General features: G+C 61.1%; 14 protein-coding genes. 8 read left to right on the top strand and 6 right to left on the bottom strand.

Annotation, left to right across the window (positions count from 1 at the left end):
- Positions 1-467: 467 nt before the first annotated feature.
- Entirely contained in the window at positions 468-2,354 is a 1,887-nt protein-coding gene (locus AX760_RS19135; RefSeq protein ID WP_071834641.1) for a L,D-transpeptidase family protein, read from the top strand.
- 68 nt (positions 2,355-2,422) lie between these two features.
- Here the strand turns inward: AX760_RS19135 and AX760_RS19130 are convergent, their stop codons facing one another.
- Positions 2,423-3,100, bottom strand: a complete 678-nt coding sequence (locus AX760_RS19130) for an HAD family hydrolase (RefSeq protein ID WP_071834640.1) — start codon at positions 3,098-3,100, stop codon at positions 2,423-2,425.
- 230 nt (positions 3,101-3,330) lie between these two features.
- Here AX760_RS19130 and rpiA point away from each other — a divergent pair, with 230 nt between their 5' ends.
- The 3 genes from rpiA (at position 3,331) to gor (ending at position 6,248) form a co-directional block, all read left to right on the top strand.
- Positions 3,331-4,026, top strand: a complete 696-nt coding sequence (rpiA, locus tag AX760_RS19125; RefSeq protein ID WP_071834579.1) for a ribose-5-phosphate isomerase RpiA — start codon at positions 3,331-3,333, stop codon at positions 4,024-4,026.
- A gap of 117 nt (positions 4,027-4,143) precedes the next feature.
- On the top strand, positions 4,144-4,692 hold the full coding sequence (locus tag AX760_RS19120) for a DUF2059 domain-containing protein (protein WP_071834578.1): 549 nt from the start codon (positions 4,144-4,146) through the stop codon (positions 4,690-4,692).
- 167 nt (positions 4,693-4,859) lie between these two features.
- Complete coding sequence (gene gor, locus AX760_RS19115; RefSeq protein ID WP_071834577.1) at positions 4,860-6,248, top strand: glutathione-disulfide reductase; 1,389 nt, start codon at positions 4,860-4,862, stop codon at positions 6,246-6,248.
- Here gor and AX760_RS19110 read toward each other — a convergent pair.
- Entirely contained in the window at positions 6,226-7,134 is a 909-nt protein-coding gene (locus AX760_RS19110; protein ID WP_071834576.1) for a LysR family transcriptional regulator, read from the bottom strand. The genes gor and AX760_RS19110 overlap by 23 nt on opposite strands.
- A 153-nt stretch (positions 7,135-7,287) precedes the next feature.
- Here AX760_RS19110 and AX760_RS19105 point away from each other — a divergent pair, with 153 nt between their 5' ends.
- From AX760_RS19105 to AX760_RS19095, 3 genes are all read left to right on the top strand, one after another.
- The gene (locus AX760_RS19105) at positions 7,288-7,527 is read left to right on the top strand and encodes a hypothetical protein (RefSeq protein ID WP_071834575.1); all 240 of its coding nucleotides are present in this window, start codon (positions 7,288-7,290) and stop codon (positions 7,525-7,527) included.
- Positions 7,528-7,543: 16 nt separating this feature from the next.
- Positions 7,544-8,917, top strand: a complete 1,374-nt coding sequence (locus AX760_RS19100) for a class II 3-deoxy-7-phosphoheptulonate synthase (RefSeq protein WP_071834574.1) — start codon at positions 7,544-7,546, stop codon at positions 8,915-8,917.
- Positions 8,918-9,027: 110 nt separating this feature from the next.
- The gene (locus tag AX760_RS19095) at positions 9,028-9,426 is read left to right on the top strand and encodes a GFA family protein (protein ID WP_071834573.1); all 399 of its coding nucleotides are present in this window, start codon (positions 9,028-9,030) and stop codon (positions 9,424-9,426) included.
- Between the two features lie 10 nt (positions 9,427-9,436).
- On the opposite strand, the gene AX760_RS19090 is transcribed toward AX760_RS19095, so the two are convergent.
- The 4 genes from AX760_RS19090 to AX760_RS19075 all read right to left on the bottom strand — a co-directional run bounded on the left by AX760_RS19090 (position 9,437) and on the right by AX760_RS19075 (position 13,803).
- Positions 9,437-10,294, bottom strand: a complete 858-nt coding sequence (locus AX760_RS19090; protein ID WP_245295057.1) for a hypothetical protein — start codon at positions 10,292-10,294, stop codon at positions 9,437-9,439.
- Between the two features lie 403 nt (positions 10,295-10,697).
- Complete coding sequence (locus AX760_RS19085) at positions 10,698-11,249, bottom strand: DUF1003 domain-containing protein (protein ID WP_071834571.1); 552 nt, start codon at positions 11,247-11,249, stop codon at positions 10,698-10,700.
- Between the two features lie 116 nt (positions 11,250-11,365).
- Positions 11,366-11,899: a GNAT family N-acetyltransferase gene (locus AX760_RS19080; RefSeq protein ID WP_071834570.1), complete on the bottom strand. Its 534-nt coding sequence runs from the start codon at positions 11,897-11,899 to the stop codon at positions 11,366-11,368.
- Between the two features lie 59 nt (positions 11,900-11,958).
- Positions 11,959-13,803, bottom strand: a complete 1,845-nt coding sequence (locus tag AX760_RS19075) for an LTA synthase family protein (protein ID WP_245295061.1) — start codon at positions 13,801-13,803, stop codon at positions 11,959-11,961.
- Positions 13,804-14,182: 379 nt separating this feature from the next.
- Here AX760_RS19075 and AX760_RS19070 point away from each other — a divergent pair, with 379 nt between their 5' ends.
- On the top strand, positions 14,183-15,862 hold the full coding sequence (locus AX760_RS19070) for an NAD+ synthase (protein ID WP_071834568.1): 1,680 nt from the start codon (positions 14,183-14,185) through the stop codon (positions 15,860-15,862).
- Positions 15,863-15,880: the final 18 nt, after the last annotated feature.

Genomic DNA, 15,880 nt, shown 5'->3' with positions numbered 1-15,880 from the left:
GGGTTTTTCTGTGGCCCAGTTGGGATGCGTTTGTAAAGGGGCTCTGCCACGGCGCAGCGGCTACAATCGTTTAAGTCGGACAGATTTCCGGCCCTTCGTGCAGAACGGCGTCGCGCGGTCGGGAACAGGACCGGAAAACAGCACCGGCGGACGTTTGCCGGCCTGTGCCTTTTCAGACACAGGGCCCGGCTGATTCCCGGCATGCAGAAACCGGCGCGTCGGCGCAGGTTGCCAAGATGCGTCATTTTGCGAAAAATTCATGTGCAAATTCAAATTTTTGGAAGGGCTGGCCCGTTCCACATGTGCGGATCTCGTCACGCTTTTGTGACGCCTTCCTGCTGCACAGGGGAGGGTGTGTTTTCTTTTCATTCACCATCCTTTTCTATAAGTTCAATGGCACGGCGCATCGCACGCGTCGAGCGCAAGCCGCAGACGACGGCAACGCTTATACGGGGACACAGATACCGATGAAAATTATGAAGACCGCCGCGATCGTGACGTTGCTCGCCAGCTGTGCGCTGACGTCGCTGCAGGTGAAGCCTGTCGAAGCCTTGACGCTGATGGACATGATCCGTGGCAAGAAGCGGGTGGTTCAGGACGACATGCAGTCGCTGCCGGGCGTCGACATGGTTGCGCCGGAGGTCAAGAAGCAGCAGGCTTCGGCGCCGTTGCCGCGCGTCACCGGGCCACGTTATTATACCTACAAGGCAGAAACGCTGCGCAAGATTGCCACCGCCAAGCTGCTGGACCCCGTTGTCACCGGGTCGATCGGCAGCGCGGATCTGCCGCCGATGCTGCGCGCGCCGCTCTCGGACGGCCGGCAGTTTCTGCCCGCCGCCAATGCCGTTGCGCCGGGCGATGTCGCCAAGGCAGTTGAAGACTATTATGGTGCACATCAGTCCTTCGTCTGGATCGATGGCCATGGCCTGACCGCTGGCGCGCGTGCGGCGCTGAAGGTGCTGGGCGATGCCGGCAAGGTCGGTCTCGACCCGCAGGACTATGCCGTGTCCGTCCCCTCCGACAGTTTTGATCGTGGCGACATGATCGCCCGCGAAAAGGAGCTGGTCCAGTTCGAGATCAGCCTGTCGGCTGCGACGCTGACCTATGTTGCGGATACCGTGCGCGGACGCATCGATCCGAACAAGATTTCCGGCTATCACGATTTCAAGCGCAAGACCGTCGATCTCAAGGACACGCTGGAACGGATGGCGAAGAGCAGCGATGTCGCAGCCTTGCTTGACGGGCTGAAGCCGGCGGGCACGCATTTTGCCGCCCTGCAGCGCGAACTGCAGACACTTCAGGCGGAAACGGCCGAGAGCCCGCGCATCGTGATCGCCCCCGGCACATTGCTGAAGCCCGGCATCAGCAATCCCGAACTCGCCAATGTCGTCGCCGCGATCCGCCTGAAGGGGTCCGATGCCCTGAAGGCCGAGCATGCAGCCGTGCTGCAGGCCTATCAGAACACGCCCGATTACACACCGGAACTGGTGACCCTGGTCGAAGCGTTCCAGACGGAGCACGGCCTGAAGCCGGACGGCATCGTCGGCAAGGCGTCGATCCGCATCCTGACCGGTGGCGACACGACGGCGGACAAGATCAACAAGGTCCAGATCGCCATGGAACAGGCGCGCTGGTTGCCCGGTGAACTCGGCAGCCGCTATGTGTTCATCAACCAGCCGTCCTTCATGGCGTCCTACCATCAGGGCGGCGCCGAGGAGTTCTCCATGCGTGTGGTGGTCGGCTCGAAGGCCAACCAGACCTATTTCTTCCAGGACGAGATCCAGACGGTCGAGTTCAATCCCTATTGGGGCGTGCCGCAGTCGATCATCATCAACGAGATGCTGCCGAAGCTGCGCAACGATCCGAACTATCTCGATCGCCTGGGCTACCAGGTTGAAGTCGGTGGTCGTGCGGTTCCGTCCTCGTCGGTCAACTGGTACGGCTCTACTGCCTCGGTGGCCGTGCGCCAGCCGCCCAGCAGCGACAATGCTCTGGGGGAGTTGAAGATCCTGTTTCCGAATTCCCACGCCATCTACATGCACGACACGCCGTCGAAGAGTTTCTTCAAGCGTGATCAGCGTGCGCTCAGCCATGGCTGCGTGCGCCTCGTCGACCCGCGCCGCATGGCCGCGGCGGTGCTTGGTATTTCTGTCGAGGATGTCGGAAGGCAGATCGCCGGCGGGCGGAACAAGGGCGTCAGCGTTCCCGAGAAAATCCCGGTCTACATCGCTTATTTCACGGCCTGGCCGAACAAGGACGGCGTGATCGAATATTTCGACGATGTTTATGATCGCGATATGTACATGAACCGTGCGCTCGATGCGACACGCACGGCGCGGCGTGCCGAGGGCTGAGCCGATCGATGCTACAGACATGAAAAAAGCGGCCTTCGAGCCGCTTTTTTTACGCCTGAACTATGGTGTCAGTGCCGTGCCAACAGCCGCTCGATCAGATCCGGGTTCAGTTCGTCGAAATGGCGGATGATGTGGTCTGGTTCCAGCGTCTCAATCGGCACGTCCGAATAACCGAAGGGCACGGCGATCGATCGGACGGATGCGTTTCGGGCGACGAGGATGTCGTTCAGGCTGTCGCCGATCATCACCGCGCTTTCCGGCAGGCCGCCGGCCAGACGGATCGTCGACAAAAGATGCTCGGCGTCCGGTTTGCGCACAGAAAAGGTATCGCCACCGGTGATGGTGACGAAGCGATCCGTGAGGCCCAGCCCTTCGATCAGGCTCTTTGCCAGCATTTCCAGCTTGTTGGTGCAGATTGCCAGCGTCAGGCCGGCCGATGACAGTCGGTCCATCGCATCGATGACGCCGGGATAGGGAATGGAATCGCCGGGCATGGAGCCATGGTAGAAATCGATGAATTCCTTCATCTGCCAGTCGAGGTCACTTGCACTCAGGGCCACGTCGCGCAGGGCAAAGGTCCTTTCGATCATCGCGCGCGCGCCGTGGCCGACGAGATGCGTCAGGTCGTTGTAGGTGACGGGCGCAAGTCCCGCCTGCATGACGGCGTGATTGAGGCTGGCCACGAGATCGGGTGCTGTATCGACGAGTGTTCCGTCGAGATCAAAAATAACCAGGGGTGCAGGCACGCGGAACCTCGTCGGCAATGGAATTAAGGAAGAGCCCTGCGGTAGGGGAAGCGCTTGCGAAAAGCAATCGCGACTTTGCGCGATAGCGTGCCGCCGCAATTGCATTTCGCGCTCTATTTTGGCTTTTGTTTGTTTCGAGGGGCGTGTAAGTGTCTCAACGGAAAAACGGGGAAGGCCGGATTGCGGCGGGTTTTCCAAACGTGGGACGCATTGAGGGAGCATATCGCGCGATGGACGCCCGGGAAATGAAGATAAAGGCTGCCGAGGCAGCGCTTTCGCATGTCGAGGACGGCATGCGGCTTGGGATCGGCACCGGATCGACGGCGGATGAGTTCGTTCGTCTGCTGGCCGAGAAGGTCGCCGGCGGGTTTCGCATCCAGGGTGTGCCGACATCGGAGCGAACCGCGCGTCTTTGCCTTGAACTGGGGGTTCCCCTGAAGTCGCTCGACGAGCTTCCGGAACTCGACCTGACGATCGACGGTGCCGATGAGATCGATCCGCAATTGCGCCTGATCAAGGGTGCCGGTGGCGCCTTGCTGCGCGAGAAGATCGTCGCCTGCGCCTCGGCACGGATGATCGTGATCGCCGACGAAACCAAGGTCGTCGATATTCTCGGCGCCTTCAAGCTGCCCATCGAAGTCAATGCTTTCGGCCTGGTCGCGACGCGGCATGCAATCGAAAAACTGGCTGCCCGGCTCGGCCTTTCCGGCGATATCGTCGTGCGCGAGGCGAGCGACGGGCCGTACATGACCGATGGCGGACATTTGATTCTCGACGCATCTTTTGGCCGCATTCCTGATGCAGATGCGCTCTCACGCGAATTGAATGCCGTGCCTGGGGTCGTGGAGCATGGGCTGTTCATCAATATCGCATCGCTTGCCATTATTGCCGGCCCGTCCGGGGCAAGGGTGCTTGAGGCACGATAGCATGGCGCATGCCCGGTCCCGGTCATGGGCGCCGCACGAAGACAATGAATATGCACCCATTCGCGCCGCCATCGGTTTTTTGCGAATGGGCGCTCAACGGACAGGAGCTTTACTGACATGATCACATTCGCAGGTCTCGGCCGCACGCTGGCAGCAACCGCCATTCTCATTTCGACCGTGATGGTTCCGACCCTGCAGGCGCAGGACGTCACCGAAGAACAGAGCAAGGCAGCCCGTGCAGCGATTGCTGCGATCGGCGCGACCAACGGCTTCGACAACATCCTGCCGAACCTTGCCGAGCGTCTGAAGAACACGATGATCCAGTCGTCGCCGAACTATCAGGAGTTGATCGTCAAGACGGTGGACGAAAAGGCGATTGCGCTTGCCGCACGCCGGTCTGACCTCGAAAACGAAGCTGCAGCGATCTATGCAAAGACGTTCACGGTCGAAGAGCTGAACGCCATTGCGACCTTCTACAATTCGCCGGCCGGCAAGAAGCTTTTGAACGACGGACCGATTGCCTCGCGCGAAATGGTCAAGGCTGCCGACATCTGGGCGTCGGGCGTGTCGCGCGACCTCAACGCGGAAGCCTCGAAAGAAATCGACGCGGCCATCGGTGCGACGCAGCCGGCAACGGATGCGACAGCAGCGCAGCCGACACCCTGATTGTCTGTGCTGGCCGCCAAAGGCGGCTATGCAGCGCAACACAGTGAAGTTCAGGCCCGGAGCAATCCGGGCTTTTCTTTTTGGCGGCGGCCACCCTATATCAGGACGGGACGGGCCGGATTCGCGCGACCGCCCGCAGCCAACGCAGATTACCCCGGAGCATTGCCATGACGTCCTTCGACTACGATCTCTTTGTTATCGGTGGTGGCTCGGGCGGGGTGCGCAGCGGTCGCTTGGCCGCAGGCATGGGCAAGAAAGTCGCGATCGCCGAGGAATACCGCTATGGCGGCACCTGCGTCATCCGTGGCTGCGTGCCCAAGAAGCTCTACGTGTATGCCTCCCAGTTCGCCGAGCACTTCGAGGATGCGGCCGGTTTTGGCTGGACGGTCGGTACGCATAGTTTCGACTGGTCGAAGCTGGTGGCCGCCAAGGAACGGGAAATCACGCGGCTCGAAGGCCTGTATCGCAAGGGCTTGGAAAATGCCGGTGCGGAAATCCTGCAGACGCGGGCAGAACTCGTCGGTCCGAACAGCATCAAGCTCCTCGGTTCCGGCAAGACCGTGACGGCCGAACGCATCCTGATTGCCACCGGCGGACATCCAACGCCGCATGCAGCCTTGCCCGGCCATGAACTCTGCATCAGCTCGAACGAGGCATTCGATCTGCCGGTGCTGCCGAAGTCGATTCTGATTGCCGGCGGCGGCTATATCGCGGTCGAATTCGCCAACATCTTCCACGGGCTCGGGGTCGAAACGACGCTGATCTATCGCGGCAAGGAAATCCTCTCGCGTTTCGATGCGGACATGCGGCGTGGCCTGCATGCCGCCATGGAACAGAAGGGCATCCGCATTCTCTGCGGCGACCTCATTCAGTCGGTGACGGCGGCCGAGGATGGCACGCGCGTCGTCGAAACACTCCACCATGACCATATCACCGTCGACCAGGTGATGCTGGCGCTGGGGCGCGTTCCCAACACGACAGGGCTTGGTCTCGAGATGGCCGGTGTCAACACCAATGAACGCGGTGCGATCGTCGTCGATGCCTTCTCGCGCACCAGCGCACCGGGCATCTACGCCCTGGGTGATGTTACCGACCGCATCCAGCTGACGCCCGTCGCGATCCACGAGGCGATGTGTTTCATCGAGACCGAATACAAGCAGAACCCGCTCTCGCCCGATCACGACCTGATTGCCACGGCCGTGTTTTCGCAGCCGGAAATCGGGACGGTCGGCATGAGCGAGGAACAGGCGTCGCATGCCTTTGCCGAAATTGAGGTTTATCGTGCGGAATTCCGGCCGATCAAGGCGACCCTGTCGGGACGCAGCGAAAAGACCATCATGAAGCTGATCGTCAATGCTGCCGACCGCAAGGTCGTCGGTGCCCATATTCTGGGCCATGAAGCGGGCGAGATGGCGCAGCTGATCGGCATCACGTTGAAGGCCGGATGCACCAAGGATGATTTCGACCGCACCATGGCGGTGCATCCAACGGCAGCCGAAGAACTGGTGACGATGTATTCGCCCAGCTACCGTGTCAAAGACGGGGTACGGCAGTAAGGGCGATGGGCTGTCGTGCCGTTTTGGCTTCCTGACCGGAAAACAGCGCGGCATTGCGTCTCAGCAAATCCGTCAGGCGGTCGAGTGTCAGACGCACCTCCGGCCGTTGCCGGTCGTCGTCATTGACGGTCAGCCAGACGGGATGGGTCAATTCCGCGATCGGCTCGCCGTCGCGGATCAGGCCGGGCAGGGTGTCGCCGAGGAAGATGGGCAGCACCCCGCGCCCCGCGCCAGCGGCGATGAGCTTGGGTAAAAGCTCCGGCGCATTGGTCCAGCTGTGGATATCCTGTTCATGGTTGCGGAATACCCATTTTTCGGCCGATGACGCTGCCACTTCGGTGCCGATCGATATCCATGGTAAATCGGTATTCCAGCGCTCGTCTTCCGCCCGGTAGACGCAGTAGGCCATGGTGACCGATTTGCTGACGGCAAAATTGCCGCTTTGCGGCTGTTCGTAGAACATTGCGATCATGCCATGCCGGAAGGTGAGATTGTCGTCCGGCAGGAGCCGCTTGCAGCAGAGGCGAAAGCCGTCGGTCTTGCCCCGCAGCTCCATCGCGCGTTCGGCGACAAACCCACCGAGCCAGATATCCCCACCAATGGAGACGATCGGAAGCGTGAAGGCGTCGCCATGCCAGCGTGTGATGTCGGATACAGTCTTGCGCAGGGTTTCGACATGAAGCAGCAGGACCTCGCCGTCGGGCGCCAGGCGATATCCCTGCTGGCTGCGCATGAACAGCGAACGTCCCATGGTGCGCTCAAGCGCCAGCATGCGTCTGCCGATGGTTGGCGCGCTCAATCCAGCGACCGCCGCAGCCCCGGCAAGACCGCCCTCCGACGCCACCTGGAAGAACAGTTTCAGATCGTCCCAATCGACTTCGTTCAAGACAAAAGGCTCCTTTTCCGTGACGGGCAGTATAGCGCAGACCGCGGTGCATGGCATCCAACATGTGTGAAACGTGTGTTTCAGCCATGCGTCTACGCTCGCCTGCCCCTAGCGACTACGTGTCTGGCATCGCAACCGGACAAGGAGATCGCGATGAGCCCGGAATGGATGATTGCCCTCGACGGGCAGGCAAAGGACCCAACAGGGAAAAAGGCCGAACCGATGGCGGACCCGCTGGAGCGGATGGAATGGGCGAAGCTTGATCGGGTTTCCCGGTTTCTGGCCTGGTGCGTGGCGAGGGCAACGGCGGGCGCGCATGGCTATACAAGAAGCCAGACAAGGTCTATAAGCCGCGGACTTTGCGATACCGTTCCGGTTAAGAAGGCCGGTTGATGAACAGGTGAATATCATGGCACAGACATGGACTCCGAACAGCTGGCGGCAGAAGCCTATCAGTCAGGTTCCGGACTATCCGGATTTGACGGCGCTGAGCGCCACCGAAGCGCAGCTTGCAACCTATCCGCCGCTGGTGTTTGCCGGTGAGGCGCGCCGTCTGAAGAGCCAGCTCGCCAATGTTGCGGCCGGCCAGGGTTTCCTTTTGCAGGGCGGCGATTGCGCCGAGAGCTTCGCAGAACATGGTGCGGACACGATCCGCGACTTCTTCCGCGCCTTCCTGCAGATGGCCGTGGTGCTGACCTTTGGCGCCCAGCAGCCGGTGGTCAAGGTCGGTCGTATTGCCGGCCAGTTCGCCAAGCCGCGGTCGTCGAATATCGAGCGCCAGGGTGATGTCGAGCTGCCGAGCTATCGCGGCGACATCATCAACGGCATCGACTTCAACGAGAAGGCCCGCATTCCGGACCCGGAGCGCCAGATCATGGCCTACCGGCAGTCGGCAGCGACGCTCAATCTCCTGCGCGCCTTCGCGATGGGTGGCTACGCCAATCTGGACAATGTGCACCAGTGGATGCTGGGCTTCGTCAAGGACAGCCCGCAGGCTGAACGCTACCGCAAGCTCGCCGACCGGATTTCCGAAACGATGGATTTCATGAAGGCGATCGGTATCACGCCGGAAAGCAATCCGAACCTGCGCGAGACGGATTTCTTCACCAGCCATGAGGCGCTGCTGCTTGGCTACGAGCAGGCGTTGACCCGCGTCGATTCGACCTCCGGCGACTGGTATGCGACATCGGGGCACATGATCTGGATCGGCGACCGTACCCGCCAGCCGGATCATGCCCATATCGAATATTGCCGCGGCATCAAGAACCCGCTGGGCCTGAAATGCGGTCCGTCGCTGACCGGCGATGGCCTGCTCGAACTCATCGATCTGCTGAACCCGCAGAACGAGGCCGGCCGCTTGACGCTGATCTGCCGCTTCGGTCATGACAAGGTTGCCGAACATCTTCCGCGCCTCATCCGTGCGGTGGAAAAGGAAGGCCGCAAGGTCGTTTGGTCCTGCGATCCGATGCACGGCAATACGATCACGCTCAACCATTACAAGACGCGCCCGTTCGAGCGGATCCTGTCGGAAGTCGAAAGCTTCTTCCAGATCCACCGTGCCGAAGGCACGCATCCGGGCGGTATCCACATCGAAATGACCGGCAATGACGTGACGGAATGCACCGGTGGCGCGCGCGCGCTGTCGGGCGCCGATCTCGGCGATCGCTACCACACCCATTGCGACCCGCGCCTCAATGCCGACCAGGCATTGGAACTGGCCTTCCTGCTGGCCGAGCGGATGAAGGGCGGACGCGATGAAAAGCGCATGGTCGCCAACGGCTAACCGACACGGATCAGCGCGGCTGATCCAGACTCTGCCGGATTGCATTTGACAAAGCCGGGCCAGCCTCAGAAGCTGTCCCGGCTTTGTCGTATTTAACGGGGGAACGGATCTTGGGCGATATCCACAAGGGCGGTTGCGGCTGCGGGGCGATCCGGTTTGAGGTACGCGGTGCATTGGGCGAGGCGGGTGCCTGCCATTGCTCGCAATGCCGGCGGCAGACCGGTCTCTATTATGCCACGACGACGATCGAAGACGACAATATCACGTGGCAAGGCATGGACGCTGTGACCCGCTATCGTGCCAGTCCGGATGCGGAACGTGGGTTCTGCCGGGTCTGTGGATCAGCGCTCTACTGGAAGGCGGACGGTACAAGCGAGACCTCGGTCCTGGTCGGGGCTTTCGATCAGCCGTCCGATCTCAAGATCGCCTACCACATCTTCTGCGCCGACAAGGCGGATTTCTACGACATCGACGATGGCTTGCCGCGTTTTGCCCAATCCAACAGCTGACCACCCGGTTCTAGGCGCGCAGGTTGTCCTCTTTCACGCCAGGCACTTGCTCAGCCAGTCCGAGCGATTCGACGGCGCATTGATAGGCCTCGTCGAGCGCCGAAAATTTGACCGCCTGCCAGCGGGAATAGTCCTCGATGAGTGACGGCTTGACCCAGAGCCGCGCGCTCTTCGCACGGTCTTCCCAGCCGACAAGGCCAAGCGCTTCGACGCGGGCATACAGCCGGCGAACATGGGTGCGCGAAATGGCATAATGGTTTGAAAGCTCGGCAAAGCGCAGCTGCTCGACCCAGTGCAGACCATTTTCGGGAACCAGATTGACGATGCGGGTCATGAGATCATCGAGAATGAGCCCGCCCGATTCTGTCCAGACAAAGGTAGCAATGCTCTCCGGCGGTTCGCGCCAGGCCTTGTCGGCGATCAGTCGCTTGGCCGCGCGGGGCTGGCTGCGGTTGAAGATCTCGGGGGTGCTTTCGAGCATCCCTGTGCGGTTGCCGCCATCGAGAAGATCCAGACTGCGCAGCTGCCCCCGGAACCACAGGGTCATCGCTTCATGGCTGACCTCCGTCGGCTCAAGCGGCCGGCTCCGCCGGTCGGTGCATCCGGGCACGTCACGGATGAACTTGTAGGCCTGCATCTCCGCAAGAAACGCTGTTGCTGTGTTGCGGCTCGCAACGCCGAATTCGACGATGATGTCGAGCAGGCGGGAGGCGGTGATTCCGGAGAGTGGGTTACCGGGATCGCGTTCCAGATGAAGTGCATAGCCGGCCTGTGTCAGAAGCCACTTCTGCTGGGCGGAGACCAGCCTGGCCACCCGCGGAAAGCGGTCGTAGAGCGCGATCAGATGTTTCGCGCCCTGCTGAAGCACAGGAAGAAAACCCGGATTTGCGAGCAGAGCAGGCACGGTTAGGCAACGGGGCGGCGACGGAGGGGCAACTGCGGAGATTGAGAAGCAGTTCATGGTGTACCGTTGGCGTGTTTGATCGGACTGGTTCGGGTTGCGTCGGTCTCCAAGGCTAGATGGCCCGCAAGCTGCGGCAGGGCCAATGCACGGTCTTGTTCTCCGTAGGCTGCAATGTCCTACAGTAACGGCCCAGCGTTACAATATATTCAATAAAAAACAACCGGATGTGCCTGTCATCGCTTCTTGCTTCCGCGATTGCCGGTCATGTCGATGCGGACCGGTGAAATCGGCTGGCCTGTTCGCAGCGTCCGTACCGGTTCAGTCTGCGGGTTCGTGCCGGACTGCAGCGTGTCTCGCGTGCCTGCGGTCACTGCGGCGGAGGTGTTGCCGCGAGCGCAGCGGAGAGCGCTGTTTCCAACCGTGCCACGTCCGCACGCAGGGCTGCGATTTCGGCCAGAAGCACGCTGTCGATCTTGTGGTGCAAGGCGATTAGTTCGACCTCGGATTTCAGGTTGACCTGATAATCCTTGGCCGCGTCGAACCGATCCTTCTCCGCCTGCCGGTTCTGCGACATCATGATGATCGGCGCCTGCAGGGCAGCCACCATCGACAAAAGCAGGTTGAGAAAGATGAAGGGGTAGGGATCAAAGGCTTCCCGTGTGAGGAGCAGCGTGTTGGCCACCGTCCATGCGCACAGGAAGAGCAGGAAGCAGACGATGAAGGTCCAGGAACCGCCGACCTTTGCGATGGTGTCGGACAGTCGATCGCCGCCGGTCTGGCGGGCGCTGAAGGCGGCGTTCGTGTCGCTCGAGAGGATCTTGCGTTCGTGGGAGTGATCCAGCACGTTGCGCTCGACATCGCCCAATTCGTCTCTCGGCTTGCCAAACAGAATTTGCGAGGTGTCGTTGATCTGGGACATGGCACTGCTCCGGCATGATGCAGGTCGGTTTTACCGCATCGGAAGATTTCAGACAGGGGAAATCGTCAGTATACAAGGCCGCGGGACACGAACCCGGAGAGGGCCGGTGTGGCTGATCAGCTGCCGTTCCAGTTCGCGCGCGTCAAGGCGTACCAGACCTCGCCCAGCTCGCAGCCGGGAATGGGGATCGGCCAGTCGCCGGGCACGGTGCGTTCATGGGTCAGGCCGATCTTTTCCATGACGCGGCGTGATGCGTGGTTGACGGTCATCGTGGTCGCGACGACCTTTTGATAACCCCCGCTCGCAAATCCCCAGTCGACAAGCGCGCGGATGCCCTCTGAAGCCAGTCCCTGGCCCCAGTCCTCCCGGCGCAGGCGGTATCCGATCTCCGCCGTGGTCTCGCTCTCCGGCCATAGGCAGAACCATCCGACAAAGGCATCATTGGTGATGCGACGTCCCGTCCAGACGTAGGGCTCGCTTCCGCGTGGCCGCAGAAACGTCGCGTCGGGCGCATCCTGCTCGGGATCGACGGGATGTCCACCAGTTAGAAAGCGCATGACCTCCGGGTCACGCTCAAGCGCAATGAAGTCGGCCCGGTCGCTCGGGCGGCACGGATCGAGCCTCAGTTGCCGCGTCTGCAAAACGGTCATTTTCGCGCATCCAGTTCCGGTCCGGGTAGGGTACCCGATCGCGCGTTCGGCACAGCCGTTTACATGGCCGGTGCGGGATAAAGGTCTGCGTGCGATTCAAAGAACCGATCCGTGCCGAAGCGATTGCCGAACATCATGTCATGCTGCAGGAAACGGTAATCGCGGATCGCCGGTGCGATCTGCTTGGCACGCGACCAGCCCGGCTTGTCCTTGCCCTTGGCATCGACCAGCATGTAGCGGTCGAGGATGGGGTACTGCTTGAAAACGCGGCCGAGGAAGCTCGTATAATAGGGATGCTCGAAGCCGCCCTGCTTGAGGATCTGGTAGGACAGGAAGGCGGGGCTGATGCTGCCGACGTCCTTCTTCGGGCCTGTCTTGTTCGACCAGATGACCAGCGGGGTCTCGTGCGTCGCCTTCATCTGCGCGAGCGAACCCTTGCGGGAAGCGGTGACGCCGTTCATGAAGCCTGTGCTGGAATAGACGGTGTTGAGCGGCGGCAGGTGATCGCCGAACAGGACGATGATGGTTTCCCGGTCGCGGGTCTTTGCCCAGTCCATCAGCATCTTCAGGCTGTCATCGGCTTCCTTCACGCCCTGCGCATAGGTTTCCAGCACCTGGCGATCCACAGCCGGCAAGTCACCCTCGACCTTGATGGTGTTCTTGGCGTAGCGGTTTGCCTCGTAGGGACCGTGGCCCTGCAGGGTGACCGTGAAGAAGAAGAACGGATCGCGCAATTCGTCGGCCTGGCGGATGATTTCCTTCGTCAGCGATTCATCCGAGGCGAAGATCCCGCGCTTCTGCATCACCGGCATGTTTTCTTCGGATTTGAAGTCATCGAAGCCAAAGGATTTATAGACGGCGCTGCGGTTCCAGAACCATTTCTGGAACGGATGCACGGCGCGCGATACGTAGCCTTCGCCACGAAAAAAGGTGGCGAGCGACGGGATCGGATTGCGGATGTATTGCTGATAGGGAATGCTGCCATAGGGCAGGAAGGCATTGGAGAAGCCGGTCAGCGCCTCGAATTCGACATTGGCCGTCATGCCCCCGAATTCCGGCGAGAACACATCGCCGGACTGCATCGCGCGGATGGTCGGCATCGGATCGGGAGACAGCGTCACATTCGGCAGGCGAGTCGGGTCCCAGAGGGATTCGCTCATCAGCACGATCACATCCGGCTTGCCGCGATGGCTGGTGCCGGCCGGAAGCGCGGAATTGACGGGGATCTTGTCGATCGCCTCCGACATGTAGCCGGCCGGCGCCGTGACATTGGCCATCGGCAGGTTCAGCGCAAAGGCCATGGTGAAGCCGTTGTGCCGGTAGTTTTCCGTCTGGTCCCACATCATTGGAATGATCTTCAGGCGATCGCGCATCCACGAAAACTGGTTATAGTCCATGATGTGATAGAACGAGAGGAGCAAGGGCAGCGTCAAAGCCAGATGCGCGATGCGGCGCTTGCGTGCAAGCTGCGGGAAATTGCGCCAGGCATAGCGGATCATCAGCGCCAAGCCAACGACGCTGATGACCAGGCCGATGACGATGCCAACGGCTGTCCACGGCCGGTCGCGAACGAGGACCGGCATCAGTTCCATGATCTGACGGCCGAACAGGAAGTCGGTCGGGTAAAGCGGATCGGAGAGGAAAATCTGTTTTTGCTGGTTGAGCAGGGCGGGAATGAGCGCCAGCGGCAGCAGCAGGACCACAGCGAAGTTGTCGCGGCCGAACAGGGCGTCGACAGCCAGAAAAACCAGAAAGAAAACGCCGGCCGTCGTCCATGCCGGCCGCATCGGATCCAGGAAAAACAGACCGGCCTCCGAAATCGAACTGCGGGCGATGCACTCGACGGCAAAAACCAGGCCAATAGCCAGAAGAAAGGAAACCGCCAGTCGCCCGGCGAGGGCCAGTGCAGAGGCATGGCTGGCGGTGCGGGTGTTGCGCTTGGTGAAAACCTCGGGCGCGGACGCGGTCTGCGTCACCTGTTCGAAACTGGCCAAGGTTTTCTCCAATATCACAAAACATTCGTAGATCTGTCATACAGCCGTCATTTTGAACAGGGGATGAATAGGGAAAGCGGCGCTTTGCCAACCGGTTTTGCGGGCCACTGCGAAACGGCTCTGTGCAGCCGCGGGTCCCGCCCGGTCTTCCAGGAACGGCCGTGGGCGGGGCAGGAGGCTGTGTTTTTTTCAGTTTTTGAGCGCCGGGACCGGGTATTTTCACGCCGGATACGCTAATAGGGGACATAACTGCTTTGCATCCCCAAGAGACAGTCAAGACAGGCCTGCCATGACCACGCAAAAGACCATCACCGACACGCTCCGCATTGCCGTTGCCCAGCTCAACCCAACCGTGGGGGATGTTGCCGGCAACCTGGCCAAGGCACGCGAGGCGCGCGCAGACGCTGCGCGGCACGGGGCGGATCTGCTTTTGCTGACGGAACTGTTCATCTCCGGTTATCCGCCGGAGGATCTGGTGCTGAAGCCAGCATTCCTGCGGGCCTGCCGCAAGGCTGTCGATCAACTGGCCAGCGACACCGCCGATGGCGGGCCGGGCGTCATTATCGGCTTCCCGCGCCAGGACGAGACAGGCCGCTACAATTCGATCGCCGTTCTCGATGCAGGCACCGTCACCGCGATCCGCGACAAGGTCGACCTGCCGAACTATGGCGAGTTTGACGAAAAGCGGGTGTTTGATCCGGGTGCCATGCCCGGTCCGGTGAATTTTCGCGGCGTGCGGCTCGGCATTCCGATCTGCGAGGATATCTGGGGTGATCTCGGCGTCTGCGAGACGCTAGCGGAAAGCGGTGCCGAAATTCTGCTGTCACCGAACGGGTCGCCCTATTATCGCGACAAGATCGATATCCGTCATCAGATCGTTATCAAGCAGGTGATCGAAACCGGACTGCCGCTGCTCTATGCCAACCAGATGGGCGGGCAGGATGAGCTGGTGTTTGACGGGGCAAGCTTTGCCGTCAATGCCGACAGGCTGCTGGCCTTCCAGATGAGCCAGTTCGAGGAGGCCGTCTCGATCAGCGAATGGAAGCGCGAGGCGGGCGGCTGGGTCTGCCAGAAAGGATTGATGTCGCGGCTGCCGGAGAAGGAGGAGGCGGATTACCGCGCCTGCATGATCGGGCTGCGCGACTACGTCAACAAGAACGGCTTCAAGAATGTCGTGCTCGGTCTTTCCGGCGGCATCGACTCGGCCATCTGCGCGGCGCTTGCCGTCGATGCGCTCGGGGAGGAACGGCTGCGCACCGTGATGCTGCCCTACCGCTACACGTCGAAGGATTCGTTCAAGGATGCCGAGGACTGCGCCAAGGCGCTCGGCTGCCACTATGATGTCGTGGCGATCGAGGAGCCGGTGCAGGGGTTCCTGGAGGCGCTTTCGGAAACCTTCGAGGGGACGGAGCCCGGTATTACCGAGGAGAACCTGCAGAGCCGCACGCGCGGCGTGATCCTGATGGCGCTGTCGAACAAGTTCGGCTCCATGGTGGTAACGACGGGCAACAAGTCGGAAATGTCGGTCGGTTATGCGACGCTTTACGGCGATATGAACGGCGGCTTCAATCCGATCAAGGACCTCTACAAGATGCAGGTCTATGCGCTGTCGCGCTGGCGCAATACGACCGTGCCGCCGGGGGCGCTTGGTCCGTCCGGCGTGGTGATCCCGCAGAACATCATCGACAAGGCGCCGTCGGCCGAACTGCGGCCGAACCAGACCGACCAGGATTCGCTGCCGCCCTATCCTGTTCTCGACGACATTCTCGAATGCCTGGTGGAAAAGGAAATGAGCACCGAGGAAATCGTCGCGCGCGGCCATGACGAGCCGACCGTGCACCGCATCGAGCATCTGCTCTATATCGCCGAGTACAAACGGCGTCAGTCGGCGCCGGGGGTCAAGATCACCCGCAAGAACTTCGGCCGCGACCGGCGCTATCCGATCACCAACCGGTTTCGCGACCGCTAGAAGCGTCAAAGGGTCGAA

Origin of the sequence: Pararhizobium antarcticum (genome assembly GCF_001885585.1) — a bacterium.
GTDB classification, from domain to species: domain Bacteria; phylum Pseudomonadota; class Alphaproteobacteria; order Rhizobiales; family Rhizobiaceae; genus Pararhizobium; species Pararhizobium antarcticum.
Note: the sequence above shows the minus strand (reverse complement) of the source record. Positions and strands in the feature narration are given on the sequence as shown.

What these genes read in the sequence shown, in the direction of transcription:
- rpiA (WP_071834579.1), top strand. Translation starts at nt 3,331, where the DNA reads ATGGACGCCCGGGAAATGAAGATAAAGGCTGCCGAGGCAGCGCTTTCG.
- AX760_RS19120 (WP_071834578.1), top strand. Translation starts at nt 4,144, where the DNA reads ATGATCACATTCGCAGGTCTCGGCCGCACGCTGGCAGCAACCGCCATT.
- AX760_RS19080 (WP_071834570.1), bottom strand. Translation starts at nt 11,899, where the DNA reads ATGACCGTTTTGCAGACGCGGCAACTGAGGCTCGATCCGTGCCGCCCG.
- AX760_RS19070 (WP_071834568.1), top strand. Translation starts at nt 14,183, where the DNA reads ATGACCACGCAAAAGACCATCACCGACACGCTCCGCATTGCCGTTGCC.
- gor (WP_071834577.1), top strand. Translation starts at nt 4,860, where the DNA reads ATGACGTCCTTCGACTACGATCTCTTTGTTATCGGTGGTGGCTCGGGC.
- AX760_RS19135 (WP_071834641.1), top strand. Translation starts at nt 468, where the DNA reads ATGAAAATTATGAAGACCGCCGCGATCGTGACGTTGCTCGCCAGCTGT.
- AX760_RS19100 (WP_071834574.1), top strand. Translation starts at nt 7,544, where the DNA reads ATGGCACAGACATGGACTCCGAACAGCTGGCGGCAGAAGCCTATCAGT.
- AX760_RS19105 (WP_071834575.1), top strand. Translation starts at nt 7,288, where the DNA reads ATGAGCCCGGAATGGATGATTGCCCTCGACGGGCAGGCAAAGGACCCA.
- AX760_RS19085 (WP_071834571.1), bottom strand. Translation starts at nt 11,249, where the DNA reads ATGTCCCAGATCAACGACACCTCGCAAATTCTGTTTGGCAAGCCGAGA.